This window comes from Pseudomonas sp. NPDC077408 (assembly GCF_050269105.1).
In the GTDB taxonomy this organism is placed as follows: Bacteria; Pseudomonadota; Gammaproteobacteria; order Pseudomonadales; family Pseudomonadaceae; genus Stutzerimonas.
On sequence record NZ_JBNNHS010000012.1, the window covers coordinates 1 to 23,827 of the forward strand.

23 protein-coding genes are annotated in these 23,827 nt (G+C 62.8%); 18 read left to right on the forward strand and 5 right to left on the reverse strand.

Annotated features, from left to right (window positions below):
* Positions 1 to 150 precede the first annotated feature (150 nt).
* From lafA (ACQKEK_RS20980) to flgA, 3 genes are all read right to left on the reverse strand, one after another.
* Complete coding sequence (gene lafA, locus ACQKEK_RS20980; RefSeq protein WP_499144269.1) at positions 151 to 1,080, reverse strand: lateral flagellin LafA; 930 nt, start codon at positions 1,078 to 1,080, stop codon at positions 151 to 153.
* 88 nt (positions 1,081 to 1,168) lie between these two features.
* Positions 1,169 to 2,056: a lateral flagellin LafA gene (gene lafA, locus ACQKEK_RS20985; protein WP_499144268.1), complete on the reverse strand. Its 888-nt coding sequence runs from the start codon at positions 2,054 to 2,056 to the stop codon at positions 1,169 to 1,171.
* Between the two features lie 326 nt (positions 2,057 to 2,382).
* A complete protein-coding gene (gene flgA, locus ACQKEK_RS20990; protein WP_499144267.1) occupies positions 2,383 to 3,051 on the reverse strand; it encodes a flagellar basal body P-ring formation chaperone FlgA in 669 nt (222 codons plus the stop codon).
* A 236-nt stretch (positions 3,052 to 3,287) separates the two neighbouring features.
* Here flgA and flgB point away from each other — a divergent pair, with 236 nt between their 5' ends.
* From flgB to ACQKEK_RS21050, 12 genes are all read left to right on the forward strand, one after another.
* Positions 3,288 to 3,653, forward strand: a complete 366-nt coding sequence (gene flgB / locus ACQKEK_RS20995) for a flagellar basal body rod protein FlgB (protein WP_102837137.1) — start codon at positions 3,288 to 3,290, stop codon at positions 3,651 to 3,653.
* 3 nt (positions 3,654 to 3,656) lie between these two features.
* Positions 3,657 to 4,085 carry a flagellar basal body rod protein FlgC gene (gene flgC / locus ACQKEK_RS21000; RefSeq protein WP_021209033.1) on the forward strand — a complete coding sequence of 143 codons (429 nt, stop codon included), beginning with the start codon at positions 3,657 to 3,659 and terminating at the stop codon, positions 4,083 to 4,085.
* The gene (locus tag ACQKEK_RS21005; RefSeq protein ID WP_499144266.1) at positions 4,085 to 4,768 is read left to right on the forward strand and encodes a flagellar hook capping FlgD N-terminal domain-containing protein; all 684 of its coding nucleotides are present in this window, start codon (positions 4,085 to 4,087) and stop codon (positions 4,766 to 4,768) included. The genes flgC and ACQKEK_RS21005 overlap by 1 nt, the downstream gene beginning before the upstream one ends.
* Before the next feature lie 50 nt (positions 4,769 to 4,818).
* Positions 4,819 to 6,006, forward strand: coding sequence for a flagellar hook protein FlgE (gene flgE / locus ACQKEK_RS21010; protein WP_499144265.1), 1,188 nt, complete (start codon positions 4,819 to 4,821; stop codon positions 6,004 to 6,006).
* Between the two features lie 9 nt (positions 6,007 to 6,015).
* Complete coding sequence (gene flgF, locus ACQKEK_RS21015) at positions 6,016 to 6,744, forward strand: flagellar basal-body rod protein FlgF (RefSeq protein WP_499144264.1); 729 nt, start codon at positions 6,016 to 6,018, stop codon at positions 6,742 to 6,744.
* Between the two features lie 14 nt (positions 6,745 to 6,758).
* The gene (gene flgG, locus ACQKEK_RS21020) at positions 6,759 to 7,544 is read left to right on the forward strand and encodes a flagellar basal-body rod protein FlgG (RefSeq protein WP_499144263.1); all 786 of its coding nucleotides are present in this window, start codon (positions 6,759 to 6,761) and stop codon (positions 7,542 to 7,544) included.
* Positions 7,545 to 7,549: 5 nt separating this feature from the next.
* Positions 7,550 to 8,215: a flagellar basal body L-ring protein FlgH gene (flgH, locus tag ACQKEK_RS21025; protein ID WP_046163497.1), complete on the forward strand. Its 666-nt coding sequence runs from the start codon at positions 7,550 to 7,552 to the stop codon at positions 8,213 to 8,215.
* Between the two features lie 27 nt (positions 8,216 to 8,242).
* Complete coding sequence (locus tag ACQKEK_RS21030; RefSeq protein WP_064481219.1) at positions 8,243 to 9,340, forward strand: flagellar basal body P-ring protein FlgI; 1,098 nt, start codon at positions 8,243 to 8,245, stop codon at positions 9,338 to 9,340.
* A 62-nt stretch (positions 9,341 to 9,402) separates the two neighbouring features.
* Complete coding sequence (locus ACQKEK_RS21035) at positions 9,403 to 10,428, forward strand: lytic transglycosylase domain-containing protein (protein WP_499144262.1); 1,026 nt, start codon at positions 9,403 to 9,405, stop codon at positions 10,426 to 10,428.
* Complete coding sequence (gene flgK, locus ACQKEK_RS21040; protein WP_499144261.1) at positions 10,425 to 11,792, forward strand: flagellar hook-associated protein FlgK; 1,368 nt, start codon at positions 10,425 to 10,427, stop codon at positions 11,790 to 11,792. The genes ACQKEK_RS21035 and flgK overlap by 4 nt, the downstream gene beginning before the upstream one ends.
* A gap of 37 nt (positions 11,793 to 11,829) precedes the next feature.
* Positions 11,830 to 12,744 carry a flagellar hook-associated protein FlgL gene (gene flgL / locus ACQKEK_RS21045; protein ID WP_499144260.1) on the forward strand — a complete coding sequence of 305 codons (915 nt, stop codon included), beginning with the start codon at positions 11,830 to 11,832 and terminating at the stop codon, positions 12,742 to 12,744.
* Between the two features lie 14 nt (positions 12,745 to 12,758).
* Complete coding sequence (locus tag ACQKEK_RS21050) at positions 12,759 to 13,790, forward strand: hypothetical protein (protein WP_499144259.1); 1,032 nt, start codon at positions 12,759 to 12,761, stop codon at positions 13,788 to 13,790.
* Between the two features lie 20 nt (positions 13,791 to 13,810).
* Here the strand turns inward: ACQKEK_RS21050 and ACQKEK_RS21055 are convergent, their stop codons facing one another.
* Positions 13,811 to 14,989 carry a lactonase family protein gene (locus tag ACQKEK_RS21055; protein ID WP_499144258.1) on the reverse strand — a complete coding sequence of 393 codons (1,179 nt, stop codon included), beginning with the start codon at positions 14,987 to 14,989 and terminating at the stop codon, positions 13,811 to 13,813.
* A 243-nt stretch (positions 14,990 to 15,232) separates the two neighbouring features.
* Here ACQKEK_RS21055 and ACQKEK_RS21060 point away from each other — a divergent pair, with 243 nt between their 5' ends.
* The 6 genes from ACQKEK_RS21060 (at position 15,233) to ACQKEK_RS21085 (ending at position 21,880) form a co-directional block, all read left to right on the forward strand.
* Entirely contained in the window at positions 15,233 to 16,387 is a 1,155-nt protein-coding gene (locus tag ACQKEK_RS21060) for an acyl-CoA dehydrogenase family protein (protein ID WP_499144257.1), read from the forward strand.
* Between the two features lie 68 nt (positions 16,388 to 16,455).
* On the forward strand, positions 16,456 to 19,215 hold the full coding sequence (locus ACQKEK_RS21065) for a response regulator (RefSeq protein WP_499144273.1): 2,760 nt from the start codon (positions 16,456 to 16,458) through the stop codon (positions 19,213 to 19,215).
* Positions 19,216 to 19,294: 79 nt separating this feature from the next.
* Positions 19,295 to 19,651 carry a YciI family protein gene (locus ACQKEK_RS21070; protein WP_499144256.1) on the forward strand — a complete coding sequence of 119 codons (357 nt, stop codon included), beginning with the start codon at positions 19,295 to 19,297 and terminating at the stop codon, positions 19,649 to 19,651.
* A gap of 49 nt (positions 19,652 to 19,700) precedes the next feature.
* Positions 19,701 to 20,168: a YybH family protein gene (locus ACQKEK_RS21075; protein WP_499144255.1), complete on the forward strand. Its 468-nt coding sequence runs from the start codon at positions 19,701 to 19,703 to the stop codon at positions 20,166 to 20,168.
* Positions 20,169 to 20,230: 62 nt separating this feature from the next.
* Positions 20,231 to 20,587: a YciI family protein gene (locus tag ACQKEK_RS21080; protein WP_499144254.1), complete on the forward strand. Its 357-nt coding sequence runs from the start codon at positions 20,231 to 20,233 to the stop codon at positions 20,585 to 20,587.
* A 3-nt stretch (positions 20,588 to 20,590) separates the two neighbouring features.
* The gene (locus tag ACQKEK_RS21085; RefSeq protein WP_499144253.1) at positions 20,591 to 21,880 is read left to right on the forward strand and encodes an RNA polymerase sigma factor; all 1,290 of its coding nucleotides are present in this window, start codon (positions 20,591 to 20,593) and stop codon (positions 21,878 to 21,880) included.
* Positions 21,881 to 22,445: 565 nt separating this feature from the next.
* Here ACQKEK_RS21085 and ACQKEK_RS21090 read toward each other — a convergent pair.
* Entirely contained in the window at positions 22,446 to 23,801 is a 1,356-nt protein-coding gene (locus ACQKEK_RS21090; RefSeq protein ID WP_499144252.1) for a sigma-54-dependent transcriptional regulator, read from the reverse strand.
* Between the last annotated feature and the right edge of the window lie 26 nt (positions 23,802 to 23,827).

Here is a 23,827-nt window from a genome sequence, read left to right on the forward strand (position 1 = left end):
GCTGAATGGGCATAAAAAATCCGATACCAGAGGACTGGTATCGGATTTTCTAGAAGCCACGGCCTGGACTCAAATGCTTAAGTGAACAGCATTACGAACCAGTCGGGGCTTTTTGATCCGGTCGTAGCGACCAGCGGTACTGCGTGCGGCTTAGCCCAGCAGGCCCATGACCATGCCTGGCATCTGGCCAGCTTGCTTGAGCATGGAGATGCCCGACTGCATGAGCATGGAATTCTTGCTCATGTTGGCGCTTTCGATGGCGAAGTCGGCGTCCATGATGCGGCCTTTGGCCATATCGGTGTTGTCCTTCATGTTCGCCAAGTTGTTGCTGGTGTGGTTCAGGCGGTTGATGCTGGCGCCGAAGGTAGCACGCATGGAGCCGATCGCATTGAGCGCAGTGGCCAGGTTATCGATTTCAGTGTTGGCCAAGGCAGCGGTTTTAATTTCACCACCTCCAGCGCTGACGTCAGCCGCCGGATCTGCCGCCAGTGCCGTGAATACGGTGCTGATGCCGCCGAGGCCGGTTGCGCCGAGTAACGTGGTGAGCTTACCGCTGACGTCTACCGTCATTTTCTCGGCCGTGGTGCCACCGATCTGGAAGGTGACGCCGGCCGCAGTGGAGCCAAACTTGCCCAAAGCGCCGTCTACAACACCCGCTGCGCTCGCAAACAGTTTTTCCCCGGCGTAGCTGGTATTACCCAGAATGTTGGCAATTTCTTTAGCCAGTTCATCGTATTCGCCCTGAAGGGAGGTGCGATCGTCGACGCTGTTGGTGCCGTTGGCTGACTGGGTCGCCAGGTCCTTCATGCGCTGGACGATGTCAGTCATTTCGCTCAACGCACCTTCGGCAGTCTGGAGCATTGACGTGGCATCACCCGTGTTGCGCATGGCAACGCCCATGCCGCGGCTTTGAGCGTTCAGGCGTGTAGCGATCTGCAGACCAGCGGCGTCATCCGCTGCAGAGTTGATACGCAGGCCGGTACCCAGGCGTTGCTGGTTGGTAGCAAGGGCGCCATTGAACTTGTTCAGGCTGGTGTTGGTGGTCAGCGCGGAGTAGTTAGTGTGAATGGACAGTGCCATGGTCTAAATCCTTCTGATTAGCGAGCGTTCAGCTCGTATAAGCGCGGTGTGGCGAGCCATTCGAAGGCTCGCTACGAGGGCGGGTGGTTTAGCCCAGCAGGCCCATGACCATGCCTGGCATCTGGCCGGCTTGTTTGAGCATGGAAATGCCCGACTGCATGAGCATGGAGTTCTTGCTCATGTTGGCGCTTTCGATGGCGAAGTCGGCGTCCATGATCCGGCCCTTGGCCATCTCGGTGTTGTCCTTCATGTTCGCCAGGTTGTTGTTGGTGTGGTTCAGGCGGTTGATGGTGGCGCCGAACTTAGCGCGCACAGTGCCAATGGCGTTCAGCGCAGTTGCTACCTTGTCGATCGTGGCATTAGCGGTGGCAGTGAGTTCGGTTCCGGCGGCGCCCGGTGTCATGTAAGCAGCGGAGGCAGCGTTGATGCCTGTGTTTACGGCCTGAACGGAAAGCGATGCATCAAATGTCATTTTCTCCGCAGTCGTCGCACCAATCTGGAAGTTGATACCCCCCGTTACGCCGAACTTGCCTGCGGCAAGGGCGGCACCGTCGTTGGCGCCGAAGAGCTTTTCACCGGCATAGCTGGTGTTATCCATGATGTTGCGAAGTTCCTTCGACAGCTCGTCGTACTCGCCCTGCAGCGAGGTGAGATCCGTCGCGCTGTTCGTGCCGTTTGCGCCTTGAGTTGCGAGGTCCTTCATGCGCTGGAGGATGTCGGTCATTTCGCTGAACGCGCCTTCAGCGGTCTGCAGCATGGAGGTGGCATCGCCCGTGTTGCGCATCGCAACGCCCATGCCGCGGCTCTGGGCATTAAGGCGGGTGGCAATCTGCAGGCCGGCGGCGTCATCGGCGGCGGAGTTGATGCGCAGGCCGGTGCCTAGGCGCTGCTGATTGGTTGCCAGGGCGCTATTGAACTTGTTCAGGCTGGTGTTTGTAGTCAGCGCGGAGTAGTTGGTATGAATGGACAGTGCCATGAAGATGATCCTTTTTGCGTAGGGCTGTTAGGAGCTGGCTTGACTGCCTGCTGAAAGGGAAGGGCGACAGCGCTGCGCAAAGGATTAAATCCTGACGTCAAATTTTTTTTGAAATCGATCGGCACGCCGGATAGGGGCGTCGGTTTGGTAGCGGCTGGGCTGTAGGGTTAAGCCTCGCCTTCAGCGCTTCGTGCAGCTCGGATCGCCAGCAAGCTGGCTCCTACAGGTCGCACCCGCTCCCTGATCGCTTCACCAGGCCGACGCGATCACGCTGCGTGGAAGCGGGTCGCGAGCGTGCTCGCTTCTACAGAGGCGGACCCGATCAACTAGAACGTACTGGTCACCACACCCTGCTCAAGCACCTTCGCGTCGATGACCTTGCCGCTACCGACGTTGCGCACGCGGATGACGTCGCCTGGCTGGCCGTCGGCCAGGGCTTCGCCAGAGGTAGAGGCTTCGATGCCTTCGTTGCTGGCGACGATCTTCACCGGCTGGCCGCGTTTGACCGCCATGGCTTGTTCCAGCAGGGCCGGGGTGATGGTCTGACCGGCGCGGATGCGGCGCTTGGCTGCCAGGCCGGCCACCTCTTCGATGCGGTTGTAGTAGCCGCGCCGGGCCTTGGCGATGTTGATGCGTTGTAGCTTGAGGTCGTTGGCCGTGAGGGTCTGGCCGCGGTCGATGATGCCTTCGGCGTGGACGGCCGGAAGGAACACGTGGGCTTGGCCTGTGGCGTTCGTTGACCAGCCGGGTGTGTCGACGCAGCGAAGCTGCAGGTTCTGCCGTTCCATGGCCGACGGCGCCTCGCCCGTCGCCCGGACCTGGAGCGCTTCGGAGCAGCGCGGCAGATTGGCCGCGCTGGCCGGCACGCTGATGTCGTAGCGCAGTTGCATGCCTTGCCAGCCCTGACGCGTGGCCTGCTGTTCAAGCATCAGCCGCAGGTGGTTTTCCACGGCCTGCTGAACCTGCGTTGTGGCGTCCGCCTGCGCCTGGGGCATGACACCCATCAGGAGAAAGGTGACGAGCCACCATGCGGAAGGCGCTTTTCCGCTTCCGCATGGCCGCTTCTCGCCAAGCGGAAAAAAACGCTCGCTGCGTTCTGCTCTGTTCTCTATTTTTTCCATGAAAATCAATGGATTACCCGTATCTGTAGGTTCGGCACGCTTTCTGCAAAAAGTATCAGCAAAGCGGTGGGCTGGGTTCAGCCTGCACAGGCTGCAAAGGGTATCGGCAAATGAGTATACGGATTGATGATGCGCTGGGCGTTCACGAGCGCGCCCTCGGTCTGCGCATGCAGCGCAGCGAGATTCTCGCGGCAAACCTGGCCAACGAAGACACCCCGGGCTTCCAGGCGCGGGACATCGATTTCAGCAAGGAAATGCAGCGGCTCGACAGCAGTACTTCGTCGCGCGCCAGCATGGTCGGTACCGATCCGCGTCTGTTGTTCCGCGTGCCGAGCCAGGCTTCGCAGGACGGCAACACCGTCGAGCTGTCGACCGAGCAGGCGCAGTTCTCGCGTAACTCCATGGATTTCCAGACCAGCCTGACCTTCGTCACGATGAAATTTCGTGGCTTGAAACAAGCCATCGAGGGCCGTTAAGCCATGTCGTTCGATTCTATCTACCGCATCGCCGGCTCGGCGATGAACGCCCAGACCGTGCGTCTGAACACCGTGGCGAGCAACCTGGCCAACACCGACTCGGCCGCCAACAACGCTGCCGATGTCTACCAGGCGCGCAAGCCGATGTTTGCCGCCGTGTATGAGAACAACTCGCTGACTCGCGGCGTCGGCCTCGGTGGTGCTCATGTACAGGTGCTCGACGTGGTCACCTCCGGCGCCGAGCCCAAGCGTCGTTATGAGCCGGGTAATCCGCTGGCCGATGGCGATGGCTACGTCTATTACCCGGACATCAACGAGATCGAAGAAATGACCGACATGATGTCGGCCACGCGCAGCTTCGAGACCGGCGTCGAGGTGTTGAACCGTGTGAAAAGCATGCAGCAGAGCCTGTTGCGGCTGGGAGAATCCTGATGGCCGTGACCAATAACCTGCAGGGCAACGGTCTATCCGGCGCTGCAGCGAGCGATCTGCCCAAGCAGGCGGTGAACATCAGCGATGCCACGCAGATGGAGAACAACTTCATCAGCCTGATGGTTGCGCAGATCAAGTATCAGGATCCGACCAAGCCGGTCGACAGCACCGAGTTTCTAAATCAGTTCTCGGCCATGTCTCAGGTCAAGAGCATGGAGAACCTGGCCACCCTGGCGCAGAACAATCTGGTGCTGACAGACAACCTGCAGACCCTCACTGCCGCCGGCCTGGTCGGCCAGCAGGTAAGCGTTGCGGTTGAGTCGCTGGATCTGAGCGGGCAGGCCGTGAGCGGCGGGTTCGATCTGAGCCATGCATCGACACGGACTGCTGTTGTGCTGACCGACTCCAACGGCACCCAGACCCGCATCGAGCTGGGCGCGCAGTCCGCTGGCAAGGTGCCCTTCGTCATCGATCCGGCCAAGCACGGCCTTCGCGATGGCAAATACAGCGTCAGCATCGAATCGGAGAACGGTGAATTCCCACAGGTGGAAGTCGCCGGTCAGGTCTCCAACGTGCGCGTCAGTGCCGAAGGTCCGGTGCTCCAGGTTCAAGGCGTCGGTGCGGTGCCTTTCTACAACATCCTTGAATTTGCCCAGGCCGATGCCGGGCTGCTCGGCGGCTGAGCCCCAGGGCTCGCCAGTCTTCATTTCCCTTTAAGTATCGAGATCAGTCCATGAGCTTCAACATCGCCCTGACCGGCCTGTCCGCCGTCAACGAACAACTCAACACCATCGGCAATAACATCGCCAACGCCGGCACCGTCGGCTTCAAGTCTTCGCGGACCAACTTCGGCAGTCTCTATGCTGAAAGCCAGGCCATGGGCGTTGAAGTGACCGGCACCAGCCAGAGCATCAGTCAGGGCGGTGCCTTGACCACCACCAACCGTAACCTCGACCTGGCCATTTCCGGCGGTGGCTTCTTTGTTACCCGCGCCAGTAACGGCGATGTGGCCTACACCCGCGCCGGCGTTTTCGGCACGGACAAGGACAGCTACCTGACCAACAGCCTCGGCCAACGCCTGCAGGGCTACCCGGCCGATGCAACCGGCAACCTGCAGACCGGCGTGGTCAGCGACCTACAGATGAAGGCCGGCGGCCTGCCTGCCAAGGCCACCGACGCGCTGAGCTTTGTCGCCAACCTCGACGCGAACCAGGAAGTCCCGGCGGTCGCTTTCGATCCGCTGGTCGCCGACAGCTACAACTCCACTTACACCACCAAACTGTACGACTCCCAGGGCAAGGAGCACACCCTGACCCAGTACTTTGCCAAAACGGCCGACAACAGCTGGAACGCCCACTACTACGTCGACGGCGCAGCCGTTGCCGGTCCGCAGCCGTTGACCTTCGATGGCGCGGGCACACTCTCGGCCCCGATTGGCAAGGTGGCGATAAATGCGGCTCTGGCCGGCGGCGTCGACCCGTTGGCCATTCAGCTCGACTACAACGGCACCAGCCAGTACGGCTCCGAGTTCAGCGTCACCAGCAACCGCGCCACCGGGTATTCCGCTGGCGAACAGACCGGCATGAGCGTCGAGAAGGATGGCAAGGTCTACGCCAGCTATTCCAACGGAGAGCGTCTGCTCCAGGGCCAGGTGGTGCTGGCCAACTTTGTCAATGCCGAAGGCCTGAAGAACATCAGTGGCACCGCCTGGACCGAAACCGCGGCGTCCGGCGCGGCCATGCTCGGGGCGCCGGGTGTCGGCCAGTACGGCAACCTGGCCAGCGGCGCGCTGGAAAGCTCCAACGTCGACCTCACCCAGCAGCTGGTGGGCCTGATGGAAGGCCAGCGTAACTACCAAGCCAATACCCAGGTCATTTCCACCAACAAGGAACTGACCCAGGTTCTGTTTAGCGCACTCTGAGGCTGATCCATGGATCGTTTGGGATACACGGCGATGACCGCTGCGAGCCGCACGATGATGTCGCTGCAGGTGCGCTCCAACAACCTCGCCAACGTCAACACACCGGGCTTTCGCGCCGACCTCGAGCGCGCTCAGGCCGTCGCCGTGGAAGGCTACGGCTATGACAGCCGCCACATGGCGGTGGTCGAGAACAACGGTGTCAGCCTGGCCGCCGGCCCGATGGTCGCCACCGGTCGCGAGCTGGATTTCGCCGTCAAAGGTTCCGGTCTGATCGTCCTGCAGGACGGCGAAGGCGAGGCCTATACGCGCCAGGGCAGCATGCAGATCGATGCCGAAGGTCGGCTGACGCTCAATGGCCGCGCGGTCATGGGCGAGGGCGGGCCGATCGAGCTGCCCGAGCATGAGCGGGTTGAGATTGGCAATGACGGCACCGTGTCGATCATGGCGCCGGGCGACTGGATGATGGCCGAGGTCGACCGCATCCGCCTGGTCGACGTGCCGGCTGCGGACCTGATGAAGAACGAGGCCGGCTTGCTGGTCACGCGCAACGGCGAGCCCGCCGCGCCCAGCGAAGACGTGCGCCTGGCCAGTGGTTTCCTCGAGTCGAGCAACGTCTCGGCGATCGACGAGCTGGCCTCGACCATGAGCCTGAATCGCCTGTTCGAAACCCAGGTAAAGATGATGAAAGCCGCCGAGGACCTCTCCGACGCTGGCAACCGAATGATCCGCGGCAGCTGATCGGGAGATAACGCATGAATTCTGCACTTTGGGTCAGCAAGACCGGCCTGGCTGCACAAGACACCGCCATGGCGACCGTCGCCAACAACCTGGCCAACGTCAACACCAACGGCTTCAAGGCTGATCGCGCGGTCTTCGAGGACCTGTTCTACAGCATCGAAAAGCAGCCCGGCGCCCAGGCGGATGAGATCAACACCGTGCCGTCCGGGATCCAGCTCGGCAGCGGCGTGCGTGTCGCCGGCACGCAGAAGGTATTCACCGAGGGCAGCATCCAGACCACCGGCCAGCCGATGGACCTGGCGATCGTCGGCCGTGGCTTCTTCCAGGTCGAGTCGCCCAACGGCGACATCCTCTACACCGAGAACGGTCAGTTCCAGCTCAACGCTGAAGGCGTGATGGTCAATGCCCAGGGCTTGCCGCTGACGCCTGCCATCGAAGTGCCGCAGGGCAGCACCGGCTTTACCGTGGGCGCCGATGGCATCGTCACGGCCGTTCTGCCGGGTGACACACTGCCGTCCGAGCTGGGCCAGATCACCCTGGTCAACTTCACCAATTCGGGTGGCCTGGAAGCGCTGGGCGGCAACCTCTATCGCGAAAGCGTCGCCAGCGGCGAAGCCGTGGAAGGCGTGCCGGGCGAAGAGGGCCTCGGCCAGCTCAAGCAGGGCGTACTGGAAGGCTCCAACGTGCAGGTGGTCGAGGCGATGGTGGCGATGATCGCCATCCAGCGCGCGTACGAGGCCAACGCCAAAGTCCTCGATGCCGCCAGCGGCATGCAGCAGTTCCTCAACCAGACCGTCTGAGAATCATGATGCGTACGCCCATTCTGCTCGTCGCTCTGGCCTTGCTCGGCGGCTGCGCCAGCTTCAACGAAATGCTGCCGGAAGAGCCCTCCACCGAGTACGAACCGCTGGAGCTGGACTACAGCCTGCCGCCGACCACCGGTGGTGGCCTGTTCCGCTCCGGTTACACCGGCTCGCTGATCAGCGACAGGCGCGCGGTGCGGGTCGGCGACATTCTCACCGTGGTGCTGGACGAATCCACGCAGTCGAGCAAGAGCGCCGGTACCAGCTTCGGCAAGGAGTCGAGCGTTGGGATCGGCGTGCCGACCATTCTCGGCAAGACCTACCCGGACGTCGAAACTTCGGCCTCCGGCGAGCGTGAGTTCAAGGGCTCGGCCAAGAGCTCGCAGCAGAACACCCTGCGCGGCTCCATCGCCGTCAGCGTGCACCGCGTGCTGCCCAACGGCACCTTGCTGATCAAGGGTGAAAAGGCCCTGCGGCTGAATCAGGGTGACGAATACATCCGCCTCACCGGCCTGGTGCGTATCGACGACATCAACCGCTACAACCAGGTGTCCTCGCAAAGCGTGGCCAACGCGAAGATTTCCTATGCCGGGCGTGGTGTGCTCAACGACAGCAACTCGGCCGGCTGGCTGACGCGCTTCTTCGCCTCGCCGCTGTTCCCTCTTTAAGTGATGGCCCTTGGAATGACTAGCCCGATGCGATCCCTCAAGCTGTTCCTCGCCGCCGTCGCGCTGTGGCAACTGCCGGCCCAGGCTGTGCCGTTGATGGACCTGGTGGATGTCGAGGGCATTCGTGGCAACCAGCTGATCGGCTACGGCCTGGTCGTGGGCCTCGACGGTACCGGCGACAAGAATCAGGTCAAATTCACCAGCCAGTCGGTGACGAACATGATCAAGCAGTTCGGCGTGAACCTGCCGCCGAACGTCGACCCGAAGCTGAAGAACGTCGCCGCGGTGACCATCACCGCGACGGTCCCGCCGTCCTACAGCGCCGGCCAGACGGTGGATGTCACCGTCTCCTCGCTGGGCGACGCCAAGAGCCTGCGCGGCGGCCAACTGCTGATGACCCCGCTGCAGGGCGTCGACGGTGAGATCTATGCCCTGGCTCAGGGTGCGGTAATCGTCGGGGGCGTCAACGCCGAAGGTGCAGACGGCTCCAAGGTTTCCATCAACACCTCCAACAGCGGCCTGATCCCCAACGGTGCGACGGTCGAGCGGATGATTCCCAGCGACTTCACCGAACGCCCGGAAGTGATGCTCAACGTCCGCCAGCCGAGCTTCCAGACCGTCACCCGTGTGGTCGACGCGGTGGATGCCTATTTCGGTAAAGGCACCGCCACGGCGCTCAACGCTACCAAGGTGTCGATCCGTGCGCCCCTTACCAGCACCCAGCGCATGAGCTTCATGGCCATGCTCGAACGCCTTGAAGTGGAAGAGGGCCGCACCCGGCCGAAAGTGGTCTTCAACAGCCGCACCGGCACTGTCGTGGTCGGTCAGGGTGTGCGGGTCAAAGCCGCGGCGGTGGCCCACGGCAGCCTGACCGTGACCATCAGCGAGAATCCCCAGGTCAGCCAGCCAAACGCATTCGCGGGCGGCGAAACCGTGGTTACGCCGCAGTCGGACGTCGCCATCGAGCAGGACCGCAAGGCCATGTTCAAGTGGCCCGAGGGTGCCAGCCTGGAAAGCATCATCAGCACCATCAACAGTCTTGGCGCCACACCCGACGACGTGATGAGCATCCTGCAGTCGCTGGAACGTGCCGGCGCACTGAACGCTGAATTGATCGTGATGTAACAAGCGCCTGCTTCTGATGAAGCAGGCCTGACGCGCAGCAGATTGAATAGGTTTTTTGTCGGATGAGCATCGTATCCCTCCCCCAGCACCTCAACACCCTGCGCAACCGCCAGGACGGCCCGACCGCGGCCCGGCGCCAGCAGCTGGAAGTCGTTGCCGAACAGTTCGAGGCGATGTTCCTGCAGCAGATCCTCAAGCAGATGCGCAAGGCCGGCGACGTGCTCGGTGCCGGCAACCCGATGCGCAGCCGCGAGCTGGATACCATGCGCGACTTCTATGACGAAGTGCTCGCCGACACCCTGGCCGGCAAGCGCCAGACGGGGATCGCCGACATGCTGGTGCAGCAGCTGAGTGGTGAAGCCGGCAGCGCGCCCGCGCCGACTGCCCTGGCCGGTCACGCTGGCAGCGGTTTGCAGGGTGGCGGCTTGCATGCGCTGCGTGGCACCTGGCAGCGAGGCGTCGATGCGCTGGACAGTGCTTGGGAAAGCGGCAAGGCCGGCTTCAAGTCGCTGGTCGACAGCGTGATCAAGCATGAGTCCAGCGGCAACATCGCTGCCGTCTCGCCCAAGGGCGCGCGTGGCCTGATGCAGTTGATGCCCGGCACCGCACGGGACATGGCGGCCGAGTTGGGCTTGCCGTTCAGTGAAGCGCGGCTGACCACCGATGCGGAATACAACAAGCGCCTCGGCAGCGCCTACCTGAACAAGATGCTCGACCGCTACGACGGCCATCAGGCGCTGGCGCTGGCCGCCTATAACGCCGGTCCCGGGCGGGTAGACGAGTGGCTGAAGAGCCACGGCGACCCCCGCAAGGGCGAGATCGGCACCGGCGCCTGGGTGCAGAAGATCCCTTTTGCGGAAACCCGCAACTACACCCGCAACATCCTCAACGATCTGAGCGCCGCCGCGCCTCGGCAGGCCGAACCGCGTGCGCAGCTGCAAACCGTTCCCCCTGTTGTGCCGTCGCCGCTTAATTCCGCTGGCGATTCGGTCGCTCTTTCTACTGGGCACAGTGTTGTTGCTGGCGCCCGCCTCTCGGTGGCGTTCGCGCAACCGATCCGGATCGAGCCGAAGGAAGTCGTGTCGTGAGTATTCTTGGTCAAATTGGCTACAGCGGCGTTCGCGCCTCGCAGATCGCCCTCTCGGCGACCGGGCAGAACATCGCCAACGTCAACACGCCGGGCTTCAGCCGTCTGACGCCTGACATGAAGTCGGTGGGCGGACAGACCTCGGTCAGCATCGGTGGTGGCGTACAGGTCAGCAGCATTCGGCGTCTGTCCAACGACTTCCAGAATCAGCAGCTCTGGCGCGCCAGCACCGACAAGAACTACTTCAACACCAGCCAGCAATACCTCACTGCCCTCGAAGGCCTGATCGACAGCGAAGGCTCGAGCGTCAGCGTTGGCCTGGACAACTTCTTCGCCGCCCTCAGCGAAGCCAGTTCGACCCCCGAATCCATCGCCCTGCGCCAGCAGATCATCGGCGAGTCGAAGCAGTTGGCACAGCGCTTCAACGGGCTGAACAGCAACATCGGCACCCAGCTCAACGCCCTGCAAGGCCAGCGCGTGGCCATGACCAGCGAAATCAACGGGCTGTCTGGCAACATCGCCGAGTTGAACGCACAGATCCGCGAGATGGAATCTGCGGGCCGTGATACCGCGACCCTGCGCGATTACCGCGACAACCTGGTCAAGGATCTCAGCCAATACGCCGGCATCCGCGTGCAAGAAGCTGCTGATGGCACTCTGAATGTCTCGCTGGCCAACGGTCAGCCGCTGGTCGCCGGGGCAACGGCGGGGCAGTTGAAGGTCAATGCCAACCTGGCCGGCGAGCAGGAAATGACGCTGGTGTTCGCCAAGACCACCTTCCCGCTCAACCAGCAGGGCATCGGCGGCTCGCTCGGCGGCCTCTACGACATGGAATACGGCGCGCTGCGCCCGGCCCAGCAGGACCTGCACGACATGGCCTCGGCCGTGGCGACGATGGTCAATGACACCCTCGCCGGTGGCTTCGACCTCAACGGCAACCCCGGCCAGCCGCTGTTCAGCTACAACGCGGGCAGCACCAGCGGGATGCTGGCGGTCAACGCGCTGGGCGCCTCGGAACTGGCGTTTTCCGGCACGGCAGGCGAGGTGGGTAACAACAAGACCCTGCTCACCATGCTTGAACTCAAATCGGCGGGTGTCACGGTCGCTGGCAACACCGTACCGCTCAACGACGCCTACGCCGGCCTGGTTGGCCGCGTCGGCAGTGCCAGCCGGCAGAACCAGGCGGATCTGCGCGCCGCGACCACGGTGGCCGAGCAGGCCCAGGCTCAGCGCGACAGCGTCAGTGCGGTCAACCTGGACGAGGAGGCTGTCAACCTCATGGCCTACGAGCAGGCCTACCAAGCCAACATGAAAGTCATCAGCACATCCAACGATCTGTTCAACGCCGTACTGGCGATGTTCTGAGTTGGCGCCCGCCGACTCGACTGACGAGAAAGACACCATGCGCATCTCCAACGCCCAAATCACCGCCATGATGCACGGCTCGATGAACACCAGCTCCGAGAAGCTCGGCAAGCTGATGCAGCAGATGGCCACCGGCGAGCGCATGCTGATGCCCTCGGATGACCCGATCTCCGCCGTGCGCGTGCTGCGCATCCAGCGCGAGGAAGCGACACTGACCCAGTACCGCACCAACATCGCCAACGTGTCCGGCAACCTGTCCAAGCAAGAAGCCAACCTCAAGGCGGCGTCGGACACCATGCTCAACGTGCGCGACCTGCTGCTGTGGGCCGCCAACGGCAGCAACACCAGCGAAGACCTGGCCGCCATCGCCAATGAGATGGGCAATCTGGAACGCACCATCCTCAGTTTCGCCAACGTGCGCGACGAGGAAGGTCGTTATCTGTTCTCCGGCACCCTCAGCGATCGTCCGGCCATCACCTTCAATGCCGCCACCCAGAGCTACCAGCTGACCGGCAACGATCAATACCGCCAGGCGGCAGTCGCCAATGGCGTACTGGTCGAGGAGAATGTCACCGCCGCGCAGGTCTTCGGTGGCGGCGTCGGCATGCTCAACGACCTCAATGCGCTGGTCAAAATGCTCGCCGACCCGGCACTGAATGCCAACGATCCGGCAGTACAGGCTTCGATCAGCGCTACGCTCAACAGCCTCGACAAGACTCACGGCGACCTGCTCGGTGCGGTCTCGGAGCTGGGCGGGCGGCAGAACACCCTGACGTTGCTGTCGAGCAGTAACGAGGACGTTTCGCTGGTGAACCAGAAAATCGACGGCGAGCTGTCGCAACTCGACTACGCCTCGGCCAGCATCGACCTGAACAACTATCAGCTGTCGCTGCAGGCGACGCAGAAAACCTATTTGAAGATCAACGGGCTGTCGCTGTTCGGCATGCTCTGACCGAGGTAGCGTGAATGAAGATTGGCAAGCAGCTCCCCGCTGTTTCCGCAATCAACCCACAGGAACGCCGCGAGGCGCTGCTGCGGGATGCGCCTGCGCCGCTGCGTGCCGGTACGCCGGTTGACACCCCGCACACCGAAACGGCCCCCAGCAAGAACACCAGCTTCAGCCTGCAGCTCAATCAGCAACTGTCCTCGATGCAGTCGGCCGACAGCTACCTCGGCGACCTGCAGACGCGTCTGTTGCAGCTCAAGCTGAATCTCAGTCGCCAGATCAGCTCGCCGCAGCCCAACGGCGAGGAAAGCATCCGCCAGACCGTGCAGCAGGTTGGCGAGTTGCTCAAAGAACGCAGCAAACGCTCCGGCAATTCTCTGGACGCCAATCTCAAACTGCGACTGACCGAACCGGTGCGCAGCCGCTTCAGCTTGCAAGGGCTGGAGTCGCTGGAAAAGATTCGCCAGTCAGGCCGCGAGACACTGCTGTTCAGCGGCGGTCGCCAACTGGCCGAGCCCGTGGCCGTAGTGCTCGACGACGAGATGACCGACGAGCAAATCCTGCGCCGCTTCAATGGCAGTCTGGGCCAGGCCGGTATCCGCGCCGAACTGGATCAGAACGGCGAGCTGAAGTTTTCCGCCCGCGAAGGCGACTGGCAAAAGCTCAAGGACCAGCTGGCGGTGCAGGGCGAAGGCAAGCTGTTCGACAAAGGCCGATACGTCCGCGTGCAGAGCGAGGACGAGCAGCTGCTGAGCTTCCCTGAAGAGCTGCAGCTCGATTCCTTCCGCGAATTGCGCCGCCTGCTTGACTCGGTGGTGGCCGGGCTCGACAAGGTCACTTCGCTGCGCGAACAGCTGAGCAACCGCCAGCAGGAGATCCGCGAGTTCCTTGCCCGTCAGGCCCACGCCGACGAGAAGCAGTGGGCCATGGACTTCTCCCGCTCAGTGTTCAACCTGATGCAGCGCAGCCCCTCCAGCTACGCGGCGGTCACCCAGACCGTCGTGGCCCAGGCGACCATTAGCCGCTTCGCAGTGGTCAGCCTGCTCTCCTGATCGATCCTGCGCCGGGCTGCTTACAGCCCGGTTCGATCGATGAATTTCACATCCGAAGGTCGCCCCATCGGCAACGTCTGCACGGTATCGCCCAGCTTGCCGCTGTCGGGGTCGCGCTGCACGATCACCAGTGCATCACTCTTCTGATTGGCAATGATCATGAACTGGCCGCTCGGGTCGATGGCGAACTCCCGCGGCTCGCGGCCCTCACTGTCGCGCTGCTGGATCTCGCGCAGATTGTTGTTCTCCTCGATGGCATAAACCATGATGCGGTTCTTCTCGGCGCGGTCACTGACGTAGAGAAAGCGACCGTCTGGCGAAGGATGGATGGCGCCGGGCGAATGCAGGCTGACATCGCCGCCCGCGGCCAGATCGACCAGTTGACGCTGCACCAGGCCGCCATCCACATGATCGAAGCGCGCCACCTGGGCGCTGAGTTCCAATGTCGCGTAGGCCTGGCTGCCATCCGGGCTGAACACCAGATGACGCGGGCCGCTGCCGTCCGGCAGGCTGATAAAGGCCGGGTCGGCTGGCGACAATGGGCGCTCGGCGTTGGTCGGGTCGTAGCGATAGACGAAGATCTTGTCGGCGCCCAAGTCGCTGACGAACAGCGTCTTGCCGTCCGGTGACATCACCGCGGAGTGCACGTGAGGCGATTGCTGGCGCTCCGGGTGCACTTCGCTGGCCTTGTGGGTCGCGATCTGGGTGACCGGCAAAAGGGTCCCATCCTTGGCCAACGGGACCACCGCGAGGCTGCCACCCGGGTTTGCGCGCGACCCGTAGTTGGAGACGAACAGATAACGCCCGTCGCGGCTCTGGCTCAGGTGCGTGGGTTCGTCGCCCAGGGTGATCTGCTGCTCCAGAACCGATAACTTGCCCGTGGTCGGTGACAGGATGAAGGCGCTGACCCGGCCCACCGGATCAGGATGGCCCGGGCCGTTCTCGTTCACCGCATAGAGCCGGTTGCGGTTGAGGTCCAGCGTCAACCAGGACGGGTTGTGAGTCCGCACGATCTGTAGCGGTTGCGGTTCGATCTGGCCGTTTTCGGCATCGAACTGCATGCGATAAATCCCTTCGCTGTTTCCTTCGGTGGTGTAGCTACCGATCAATATCTGATGCATGGGCGCCGCTGCTCCGCTGGTACAAATGGCTAGGAGTGCCGCGGCTATGCCGTGGCGAAAGGTGCGTGGTTCGTGCATGCCTGCATCCTTTTGGTGTCGGCGCGTGGCTGGGAGCCGTTCTTGCCTGTGGATCGTCTTTGACCAACTTACTGGCAGTACGTTGTGAAGCTCCCTGCCGAACTGTGTAGGGCGATCTGTGTCATTTCCCTGACTAGACCATTGCCCAAGCGAAAAGCTCGGGCATTATGACGGGGCCAATCCCACCAGACTTCATCCCGAACCCTTCCGGGCACTGACTCTCATCAGCGTGGCTTATCTCTCATGGAACTACCTGCTTACCTTCAGTCGCTCCAGGAACGCACGGCCGCCGTCGTTGAAGCCGAAATCGCGCCTCGCTCTTCTCAGGTGGACCAGGCCGCTCAGTGGCCAGCCCACTCGATGAAGGCGCTTGGCGAAGCAGGGCTGCTGGGGCTGATGGTGCCAGCCGCGCTCGGCGGCCATGGCCAAGGACTACTGGGGCTGAGCGTGATTACCGAAGCCATCGGGCGGGCTTGTCCGTCGTCTGCGCTGTGTTTCGGCATGCATTGCGTGGGCACGGCGGTTATCGCCGCCAAGGCTACCGAGTTCCAGCAGGAGCACTATCTGCGGGCCATCGCTGAAGGGCGTCACATCACCACGCTGGCGTTGTCCGAGCAAGGTTCCGGTGCGCATTTCTATGTACCCCAGACCCGAATCGAGGATACCGGCCAGCATTTTCTCGTCGAGGGCACCAAGCAGTTTGTTACCAATGGCGGACACGCCGACTCTTATGTTGTTTCCTCGGTCGCGAGTTCGGACAGTGATGCTGGCGATTTCAGCTGTCTGATCGTTGATTCCGACAGCGCTGGCATGAACTGGCTCGATCCCTGGCTGGGTTTCGGCATGCGCGGCAACTCATCGCGTCCGCTGCATCTGGATCGGGTGCAGGTGAGGCACGAAAATCTGCTCGGCGAAGAGGGCGACCAGGTCTGGTATGTCTTCGAGGTAGTCGCGCCGTTCTTCCTGATGGCCATGGCCGGCACCTATCTCGGCCTGGCTCAGGCTGCGCTCGACGTTACCGGTGAGCACTTGCGGGCGCGGCGTTATACCCATTCGGGCGAGTCGCTGCGCGATATCGAATCAATGCAGACGCGTTACGCCGAAATGTGGATGGCGGTCGAGAAGACCCGTGCGCTGATTCGCGAGGCGAGTCGGCGCGGCGACATGAACCATCCCGAGGCGCTGCCGTTCATCCTCTCCTGCAAGGCTGACGCCGGTGATACGGTGGTGCGAGTCACCAATGAGGCGATGACGCTCTGTGGTGGAGCTGCGTACCGGGAGAACAGCCGCATCGGCCAAATGCTGCGTGACGCCCGTGCCGCCCACATCATGAGTCCTACGACCGATCTGTTGAAGCTCTGGGCAGGCCGTAGCTTGCTCGGCCTGCCGCTGCTTTGAAGAGGACCGAGGCCGTGCAATCGCTGCTCTTGCTCACCGCCGTGGCAAATCAGGAAGCACCGCGCCGCATGCTTGAAGACATTGCGGTAGCGCAGCAGGTACGGCTGGATATCCTTGACCAATCATCATTAAGCGAACGGTTCCAGACAGAAGATGAACCCTCGCTGGTGCTGCTGGCACCTGGGCTTGGCAAGACGTTGTCGCTGGCCCGCGCGGTGCGCAAGCGATGGCCACAATGCGAGCTGATTTTTCTCTGCCTGCCGGGAGGCGTCGATACGCTGCGCCAGTCGTTCGGTATCGCACCGCTCATTGGGACGCACTGGTCCATCGCCGAGATGGAGCGTGACCAGCTCGCCCGTGAGGTGGCTCGCTCGCTGAACGCGGGGCGGCGGCGTAGCAAGCTGCGAACCACGCTGGACCGTGCCAATGCGACGATTGCAAAACCCCGTACGGAGTTCGAAGGCATATCGCAGCGTCGGCTGAACGCCGATTACTACGTGCATAACATCATCGACGCTGCCCGTGATGCCATTGTCGGGCTAGATACCACGCTTGAGGTGTTGTACTGGAGTGCTGGCGCTTGCGAGTTGTTCCGACTCTCCGCTCGTGACACGGTCGGGCGGCAGGCCGAGCAGCTGCCATTCTGGTCGGAAGCGCTGGTAACCGCGGTGCGCCAGGTGTTGTCGGGTAGCGGTACGCAAAGCCATGAATGCAGCTGCGTAGTCGGGGATGTCGAGCTGGCCCTCGAGGTCAACGTCTCGGCAGTGAGTGGTGGCGATGGGCTGGCCGTGGGCGCGTCTCTGACTATCCGCGACATTACGGCCCTGGCCGCGGAACGTCGCGCCAACGCAGAGCGGGGGCGTCAGCTGAGCGATGAGCGCCAGCATCTGCATCGACTGTTTGAACAGGCGCCCGGCTTCATCGCCATCACTCAGGGTCCACAACACGTTGTTGAGATCGCCAATCGCTCGTTTCATCAGCTCGTTGGGTTGCGTGACGTAATCGGCCTGCCCGCTGCGGTCGTGTTTCCTCAGATTGAGGGACAGGACGTTGGCAGCCTGTTGCAACGGGTCTACATCACCAGGCGGCCCTATGTGGGTCGCGGCACGCCAATATTGGTCACTCGTGCTGGCGAAGAGCAGCCGCGCAGAGGCTATGTCGATTTCGTCTTCCAGCCGGTGCTGTCCGAGCAGGATCAGCTCACTGGCGTTTTCTGTCAGGGCCATGATGTAACTCAGCAGGTGCTGGCGCAGCTGGCGCTGCAGCGTTCACAAGAGGACTTGCAAGCGCTGGTGGACGAACGGACCCGGGAGCTGGAGCAGAGCCGTCACGCGCTTTACCAGTCGCAGAAACTGGAAGCCATCGGCAAGCTGACCGGGGGCGTGGCCCATGATTTCAATAACGTGCTTCAGGTCGTCAGCGGCAATCTACAGCTGTTGCGTCCGCTGCTGAGCGGCAATCGCCTTGGTACCGGCCGGCTCGATGCGGCGACCGGCGCAGTCGACCGGGGTGCCAAGCTGGCGGCGGAGTTGCTTGCCTTTGCCCGCAAACAGCCTTTGCGTCCGGCGCCCACGCATCTGGCCCGACTGTTGCGCAACATGGATGCACTGCTGCGCCAGGCACTCGGCGAGGCGATCGAGATCGAGACGGTCGTTGCCGGCGGGCTATGGACCACCATGGTGGACCCGCACCAGCTTGAAAACGTCGTGCTCAACCTGGCGATCAACGCCCGCGACGCCATGCAGGCCAGCGGCAAGCTGACGCTGGAACTGAGCAACGCGATGCTTGACGAGCTGTATACCCAGACCCAAATCGATGTCGAGCCCGGCCAGTACGTGCTGCTGGCCGTGTCCGATACCGGTTCGGGCATGTCGGCGCAAACCCTTGAGCATGCGTTCGAACCCTTTTACACCACCAAGCCCGAGGGCGAGGGAACCGGCCTCGGCCTCAGCATGGCTTACGGGTTTGCCAAGCAGAGTGGCGGGCACATACGGATCTACAGCGAGCCCGGCAGCGGCACCACAGTAAAGCTGTACCTGCCGCGAACCGAACAGCCGGAAGTTCTAGCGGTGCCACTGCCGGTCGGGCCGGCTGTGGGTGGCGACGAAACCATTTTGGTGGTCGAGGATGACCTGGCGGTGCAGGGCACAGTAGTCGAGCTGCTCAATGGGCTCGGCTATCAGGTGCTGCGGGCCAACGACGCGCAGAGTGCCCTGAGCATCCTGCAAAGTGGCCTGCGCATCGATGTGTTGTTCACCGACGTGGTCATGCCCGGCGCGCTCAGCACGACTGAGCTGGCACGACAGGCCAAGCTCTTGCTGCCCGCTATCGCTGTTCTCTTTACCTCCGGCTACACGCGTAACGCCATCGTCCACGGCGGCAAGCTCGATACCGGCGTCGAGCTGCTGAGCAAGCCGTACCGGCAGGAAGAGCTGGCGCGCAAACTGCGGCAATTACTGGCGCCTCGACAGACCCCGGCGCTGCCTCCCGAAGCGGTGCGGCCAGCGGTATTGGTGGTCGAAGACCAGCTGCAGCTGCTAGCCCTGACCTGCGAGATGGTTCAGGAGCTGGGGCTGACCGCAGAGGGCTTTCCTTCGGCCGAAGCAGCACTACCAGCCCTGCGCGAGAAGCACTTTGAGTACCTGTTGGTCGACGTGAACCTCCCAGGCATGTCCGGCCCCGAGTTTGCCAGGCTCGCCTTGCAAGAACAGCCGAAGTTGCAGGTCGTGTTGCTCTCTGGCGAAGGTGCGGTGGAAACCAGCATTCCGGCACGCTCGTTGGGCAAGCCCTATACCTTCGAGCAGCTCGAGGCGATCCTCAAGGGCTGAGTTTTTTTCAGCAAGCTGTCGATTTCCGGCACGGCCAGACGACCAGTACACAAGAGAAGCCGCTGCCGGGGAAGCTGCGATGCGCTATCTGTGCCTGGTCTACCTGAACGAAGACGCCGTGGCGGCACTGCCACCAGGCGTTCACGCCGCGCTCGATGCCGAATGCTGTGAGTACCACGCGCAGCTGCGGCACAGCGGCGAGCTGGTCGTCGGCGAAGACCTGCAGCCGGTGTCGAGCACCACCACGGTGCGCCGACAAGGCGACCGCCTGCTTCTGCACGACGGGCCAGTGCGCGACGGGCACGAGCAGCCCGCGGCCATCTATCTGTTCGAGACCCAGGACCTTAACGGCGCGATCCGTCTGGCATCCCGCCTGCCATCGGCGCGGTTGGGTTGCGTCGAGGTGCATGCGCTGGAGGCGCGAGCGCCGGCTTGAGTGCCAACGACTGTGATCGGCCCGAACCATCGACCCCGAGGATTACGACATGAACAACCTTACCCAAACGCAGGACGAAGCCCGGATCCGCCAACTCACCGAAACCTTCCAGCAGGCCACCGTGCGCAAGGATCTGGACACCATCATGGCGCAGTACGCCGCAGACGTACGGGCCTTCGATGCGGTTGGTCCGCTGCAATTCAAAGGCGCTGAGGCGTACCGCCAACACTGGCAAAGCTGCTTTGATTTTTGTCAGGGCGAAGGCTTTTTCGACATCAGTGAGCTCGAGATCAACGTCAGCGGCGACCTGGCCTATAGTCATTTCCTGAGCCACTGCGGCGGCACCGATGAAAAAGGTGACATGCAGTCCGGGTGGATGCGCGGCAGCCGCTGCTGGCGTCGTCAGGACGGCGACTGGAAGGTCGTCCATGAGCATTTCTCGATGCCATTCGACATGGCCAGCGGCCAAGTCAATTTCGGCATCGAACCCGAACCACAGGCTGGCGCAGCCAACTGATCGACCCTTCGTCCCGTCGTTGCTGCCAGGGTGGCAGCCGACGGGCGCCATCGGAGAATGAAATGAAATACCTGTGTCTGGTCTATTACGACGAGCGGCGCGTAGATTCGATGACCGACGAGCAGTGGGCGGCGCTGGTCGAGCAATGCATTACCAACAGCGAGCGGCTGAAGCAGAGCGGGCAGTTCATCGCCGGCGAGCCGCTGCAATCGGTGCGTACCGCCAAAACGGTGCGGGTCCGCGACGGCGCGGTTTCGGTCGTCGACGGCCCGTTCGCCGAAACCCGAGAGCAGCTGGCGGGCTTCTATCTGATCGAAGCGCAGGACCTGGATGAGGCCCTGCACCTGGCGGCAAAAATCCCGCCCGCGCAACTGGGCAGTATCGAAGTTCGCCCGTTGCGCCAGTTACCTGATCGTTAATCGATGTCTGAGCGGGGCAGGCCGACACCAACCGATCGTGGCGGTAACGGGCCGACGCTGGCCGAAATCGACATGCTTTACCGCACTCAATCGCGGCGGGTGTTGGCGACGCTGATTCGTTTGTTGGGTGATTTCGAACTGGCCGAAGAAGCCTTGCACGACGCCTTTATCGCAGCGGTGCAGCAGTGGCCGCGCGATGGTCTGCCCTCCAATCCCCGTGCCTGGTTGGTCTCGGCGGGTCGCTTCAAGGCCATCGACGGGCTGCGCCGGCGTGCGCGTTTCGACGCATCCCTGAGCCTGTTGGCCGATCAGCTGGACGGCCGCGATGAACCCGAATGGGAACGTGAAGACCTTGAGGACGATCGCTTGCGACTGATCTTCACCTGCTGCCACCCGGCGTTACCGGGCGATGCGCAGGTGGCGCTGACGCTGCGTGAGGTCTGCGATCTCAAGACCGAAGAGATCGCGCGAGCCTTTTTCGTCTCCCCGAGCACCATTGCCCAGCGCATCGTCCGCGCCAAGCAGAAGATCCGCGACGCGAGAATTCCCTACCGGGTGCCCACACGCGAAGAGCTGCCGGCTCGACTGGATAACGTGTTGCGGGTGATCTATCTGGTCTTCAACGAAGGTTATTCCGCCTCCAGCGGCAGCGAGCTGACCCGTGCAGACCTCAGCGCGGAGGCCATCCGTCTCGGTTGTCTGCTGCTCGAACTGTTGCCGGACCCCGAGCTGATGGGCTTGCTGGCGCTGATGCTGCTGCACGACTCGCGTCGCGCCGCGCGTACCGATGAGGCCGGCGAGCTGGTGCGCCTCGACGAGCAGGATCGCAGCCGCTGGAATCAGGCGCAGATCGTTGAAGGTGCCGCGCTGGTGCAGCGTGCGCTCGCCTCCAGGCGCTTTGGCCCTTACACCGTTCAGGCCGCCATCGTCGCTGTACACGCCGAGGCCGCATCTTCAGCTGAGACGGATTGGGTGCAGATTGTCGGGCTCTATGACCTGTTGCTGCGCATCAGCCCGTCGCCGGTCATCGAGCTCAATCGCGCGGTGGCGCTGGCGATGCGTGACGGTGCCGCGGTCGGGCTGGCCGCGGTCGACAGGTTGCTGGCCCGCGGCGAACTGCGTGACTACCATCTGCTGCACGCAGCCCGCGCTGACTTCTGCCGCCAACTGGGCCGCCTGGACGAGGCCCGCAAGGCCTACCGAACCGCGTTGGCCTTGGCTCAGCTGGAGCCGGAAAAGCGCTTTTTGCAGCAGCGGCTCAATGAGCTGGAAACCGGGCCGCGTGAGGCTTGAAGGCGATCGCGAGCAAGCTCGCTCCTACAGGAAATTGCTGCGCGTCCGCGCGGGGTTATTCATCCCGACGGCTTTCTGCGATCACCGTTGCAGCGCACGAAGCATGTCTACACCCGGCTCAAGGGCTCATTCGCACAAGCTTTCGTGGGAGCCAGCTTGCTGGCGAAGCGGGCCTCCCCAAGGTGTACTAAGGATTCGCGAGCAAGCTCGCTTCTACGGGTGTGACCTTGCCGGAGAGCGCATCTTCAGCTCCTTCCTCGGGTCCAGTCGCTTCACCGGCCTTCACGACGAGACCCGAATTGCCGTACAGGGTGTAGATGAGGGCAGTTTCCGGGGTAGGGATAGTCAGCGGAGTCGAGGTTATGGCCGCGATCAACTGCCCTGTACTGATCGCTTTCCGCTTGCTGTCGCTGCACCTCAGGGCCCGCTTATCGTAGGAGCGAGCTTGCTCGCGATCCGCTGCTGCGCGGTGCGACGGTGATGGCCAGCAACGACTCGGCGTGCCTTGGCTTCTACAACAGGCTGCAGGCTGATCGGCCCCGATCCCGGTTCCCCTGGCAACTGCTCAACCCTCAGCAGCGCCGGCTGGCAGGTAATCGCTGCGGCTCAGCCCGTGGCGTTGCATCTTTTCGTTGAGGGTGCGGCGGGGCAGCTGCAGTTGCGCCATGACTTCGCTGATGTTGCCTTTGTGCTGTTGCAGGGCGCTGTGCAGGCACTGGGCTTCGAAGGCTTCCATCTGGTCGGCCAGTGACGTGCCGGTGATGGCTGTCGGGGGCGTGGCGGGTGGAGGTGGCGTCAGGCCAAGGGCGTGGCGCTCGGCGGCGTTGATCAGTTCGCGCACGTTGCCGGGCCAGTCGTGGGTCAGCAGCTGCGCCAGTTCGGCCGGGCTGGCTGGGACCGGATCGCGGCCGTGGCGTTGTGCGGCCTGGGTGGCAAAGTGATCGAACAACAGGGGAATGTCCTCGCGGCGATCACGCAGCGGCGGGATGTGCAGTTCGGCGACGTTCAGGCGGTACAACAGATCCTCACGGAAGCGCCCACCACGCACCTCTTCCAGCAGGTCCGGCTTGGACGCGCTGATCACGCGCAGGTCGACCTCGATGCTGCGGTTCGAGCCCAGCCGTTCCAGCGTTTTTTCCTGCAGGACGCGCAGCAGCTTGACCTGCTGGGCCAGCGGCATGCTCTCGATCTCGTCGAGAAACAGGGTGCCGCCGTGGGCGTGCTCGATGCGGCCGATGCGTTTGCCCTGGGCGCCGGTGAACGCACCGCTCTCGTGGCCGAATAACTCGCTTTCGAAGATGGTTTCCGGAATCGCCGCGCAGTTGAGTGCGACGAAGGGGTGGCGTGCCCGTGGGCTGAAATCATGCAGGCAGCGCGCGACCTGTTCTTTGCCGCTCCCGGTGTCGCCGCGAATAAGTACGTTGACGTCCGTGCCCGCCAGCTCCAGCACCTGGCGGCGAAGGTTCTCCATCGTCCGCGAGACGCCCAGCAGCATCGATTCGATGCGACCTTTGCGGGTGAACTGTTCGCGAAGCTGACGGTTCTCACAGACCAGCCGGCGCTTATCCTGGGCGCGACGGACACTGTCGAGCAGGCGTTCCGGGGTGAAGGGTTTCTCGATGAAGTCGTAGGCGCCCTGGCGCAGCGCCTGGACCGCCATCGGCACATCGCCGTGGCCGGTCACCATGATCACCGGCAGCTCCGGGTCCAGCGCCACCAGCTTCTCCAGCAGGCCAAGGCCGTCCAGGTCCGGCATGCGCACATCGCTGATCAGCACACCGGGAAAGCCCCGGTCGACGATGGCCAAGGCTTCCTGGGCGCGTGCGCAGGTACGGACACTGAAGCCCGACAGCTCCAGCCACTGCTGCACCGCCTGGCGAATCGCCGCTTCGTCATCGATGAAGATCACCTGACCGCTCATGTTTCACTCCTCCTGTGAGTGGCCAG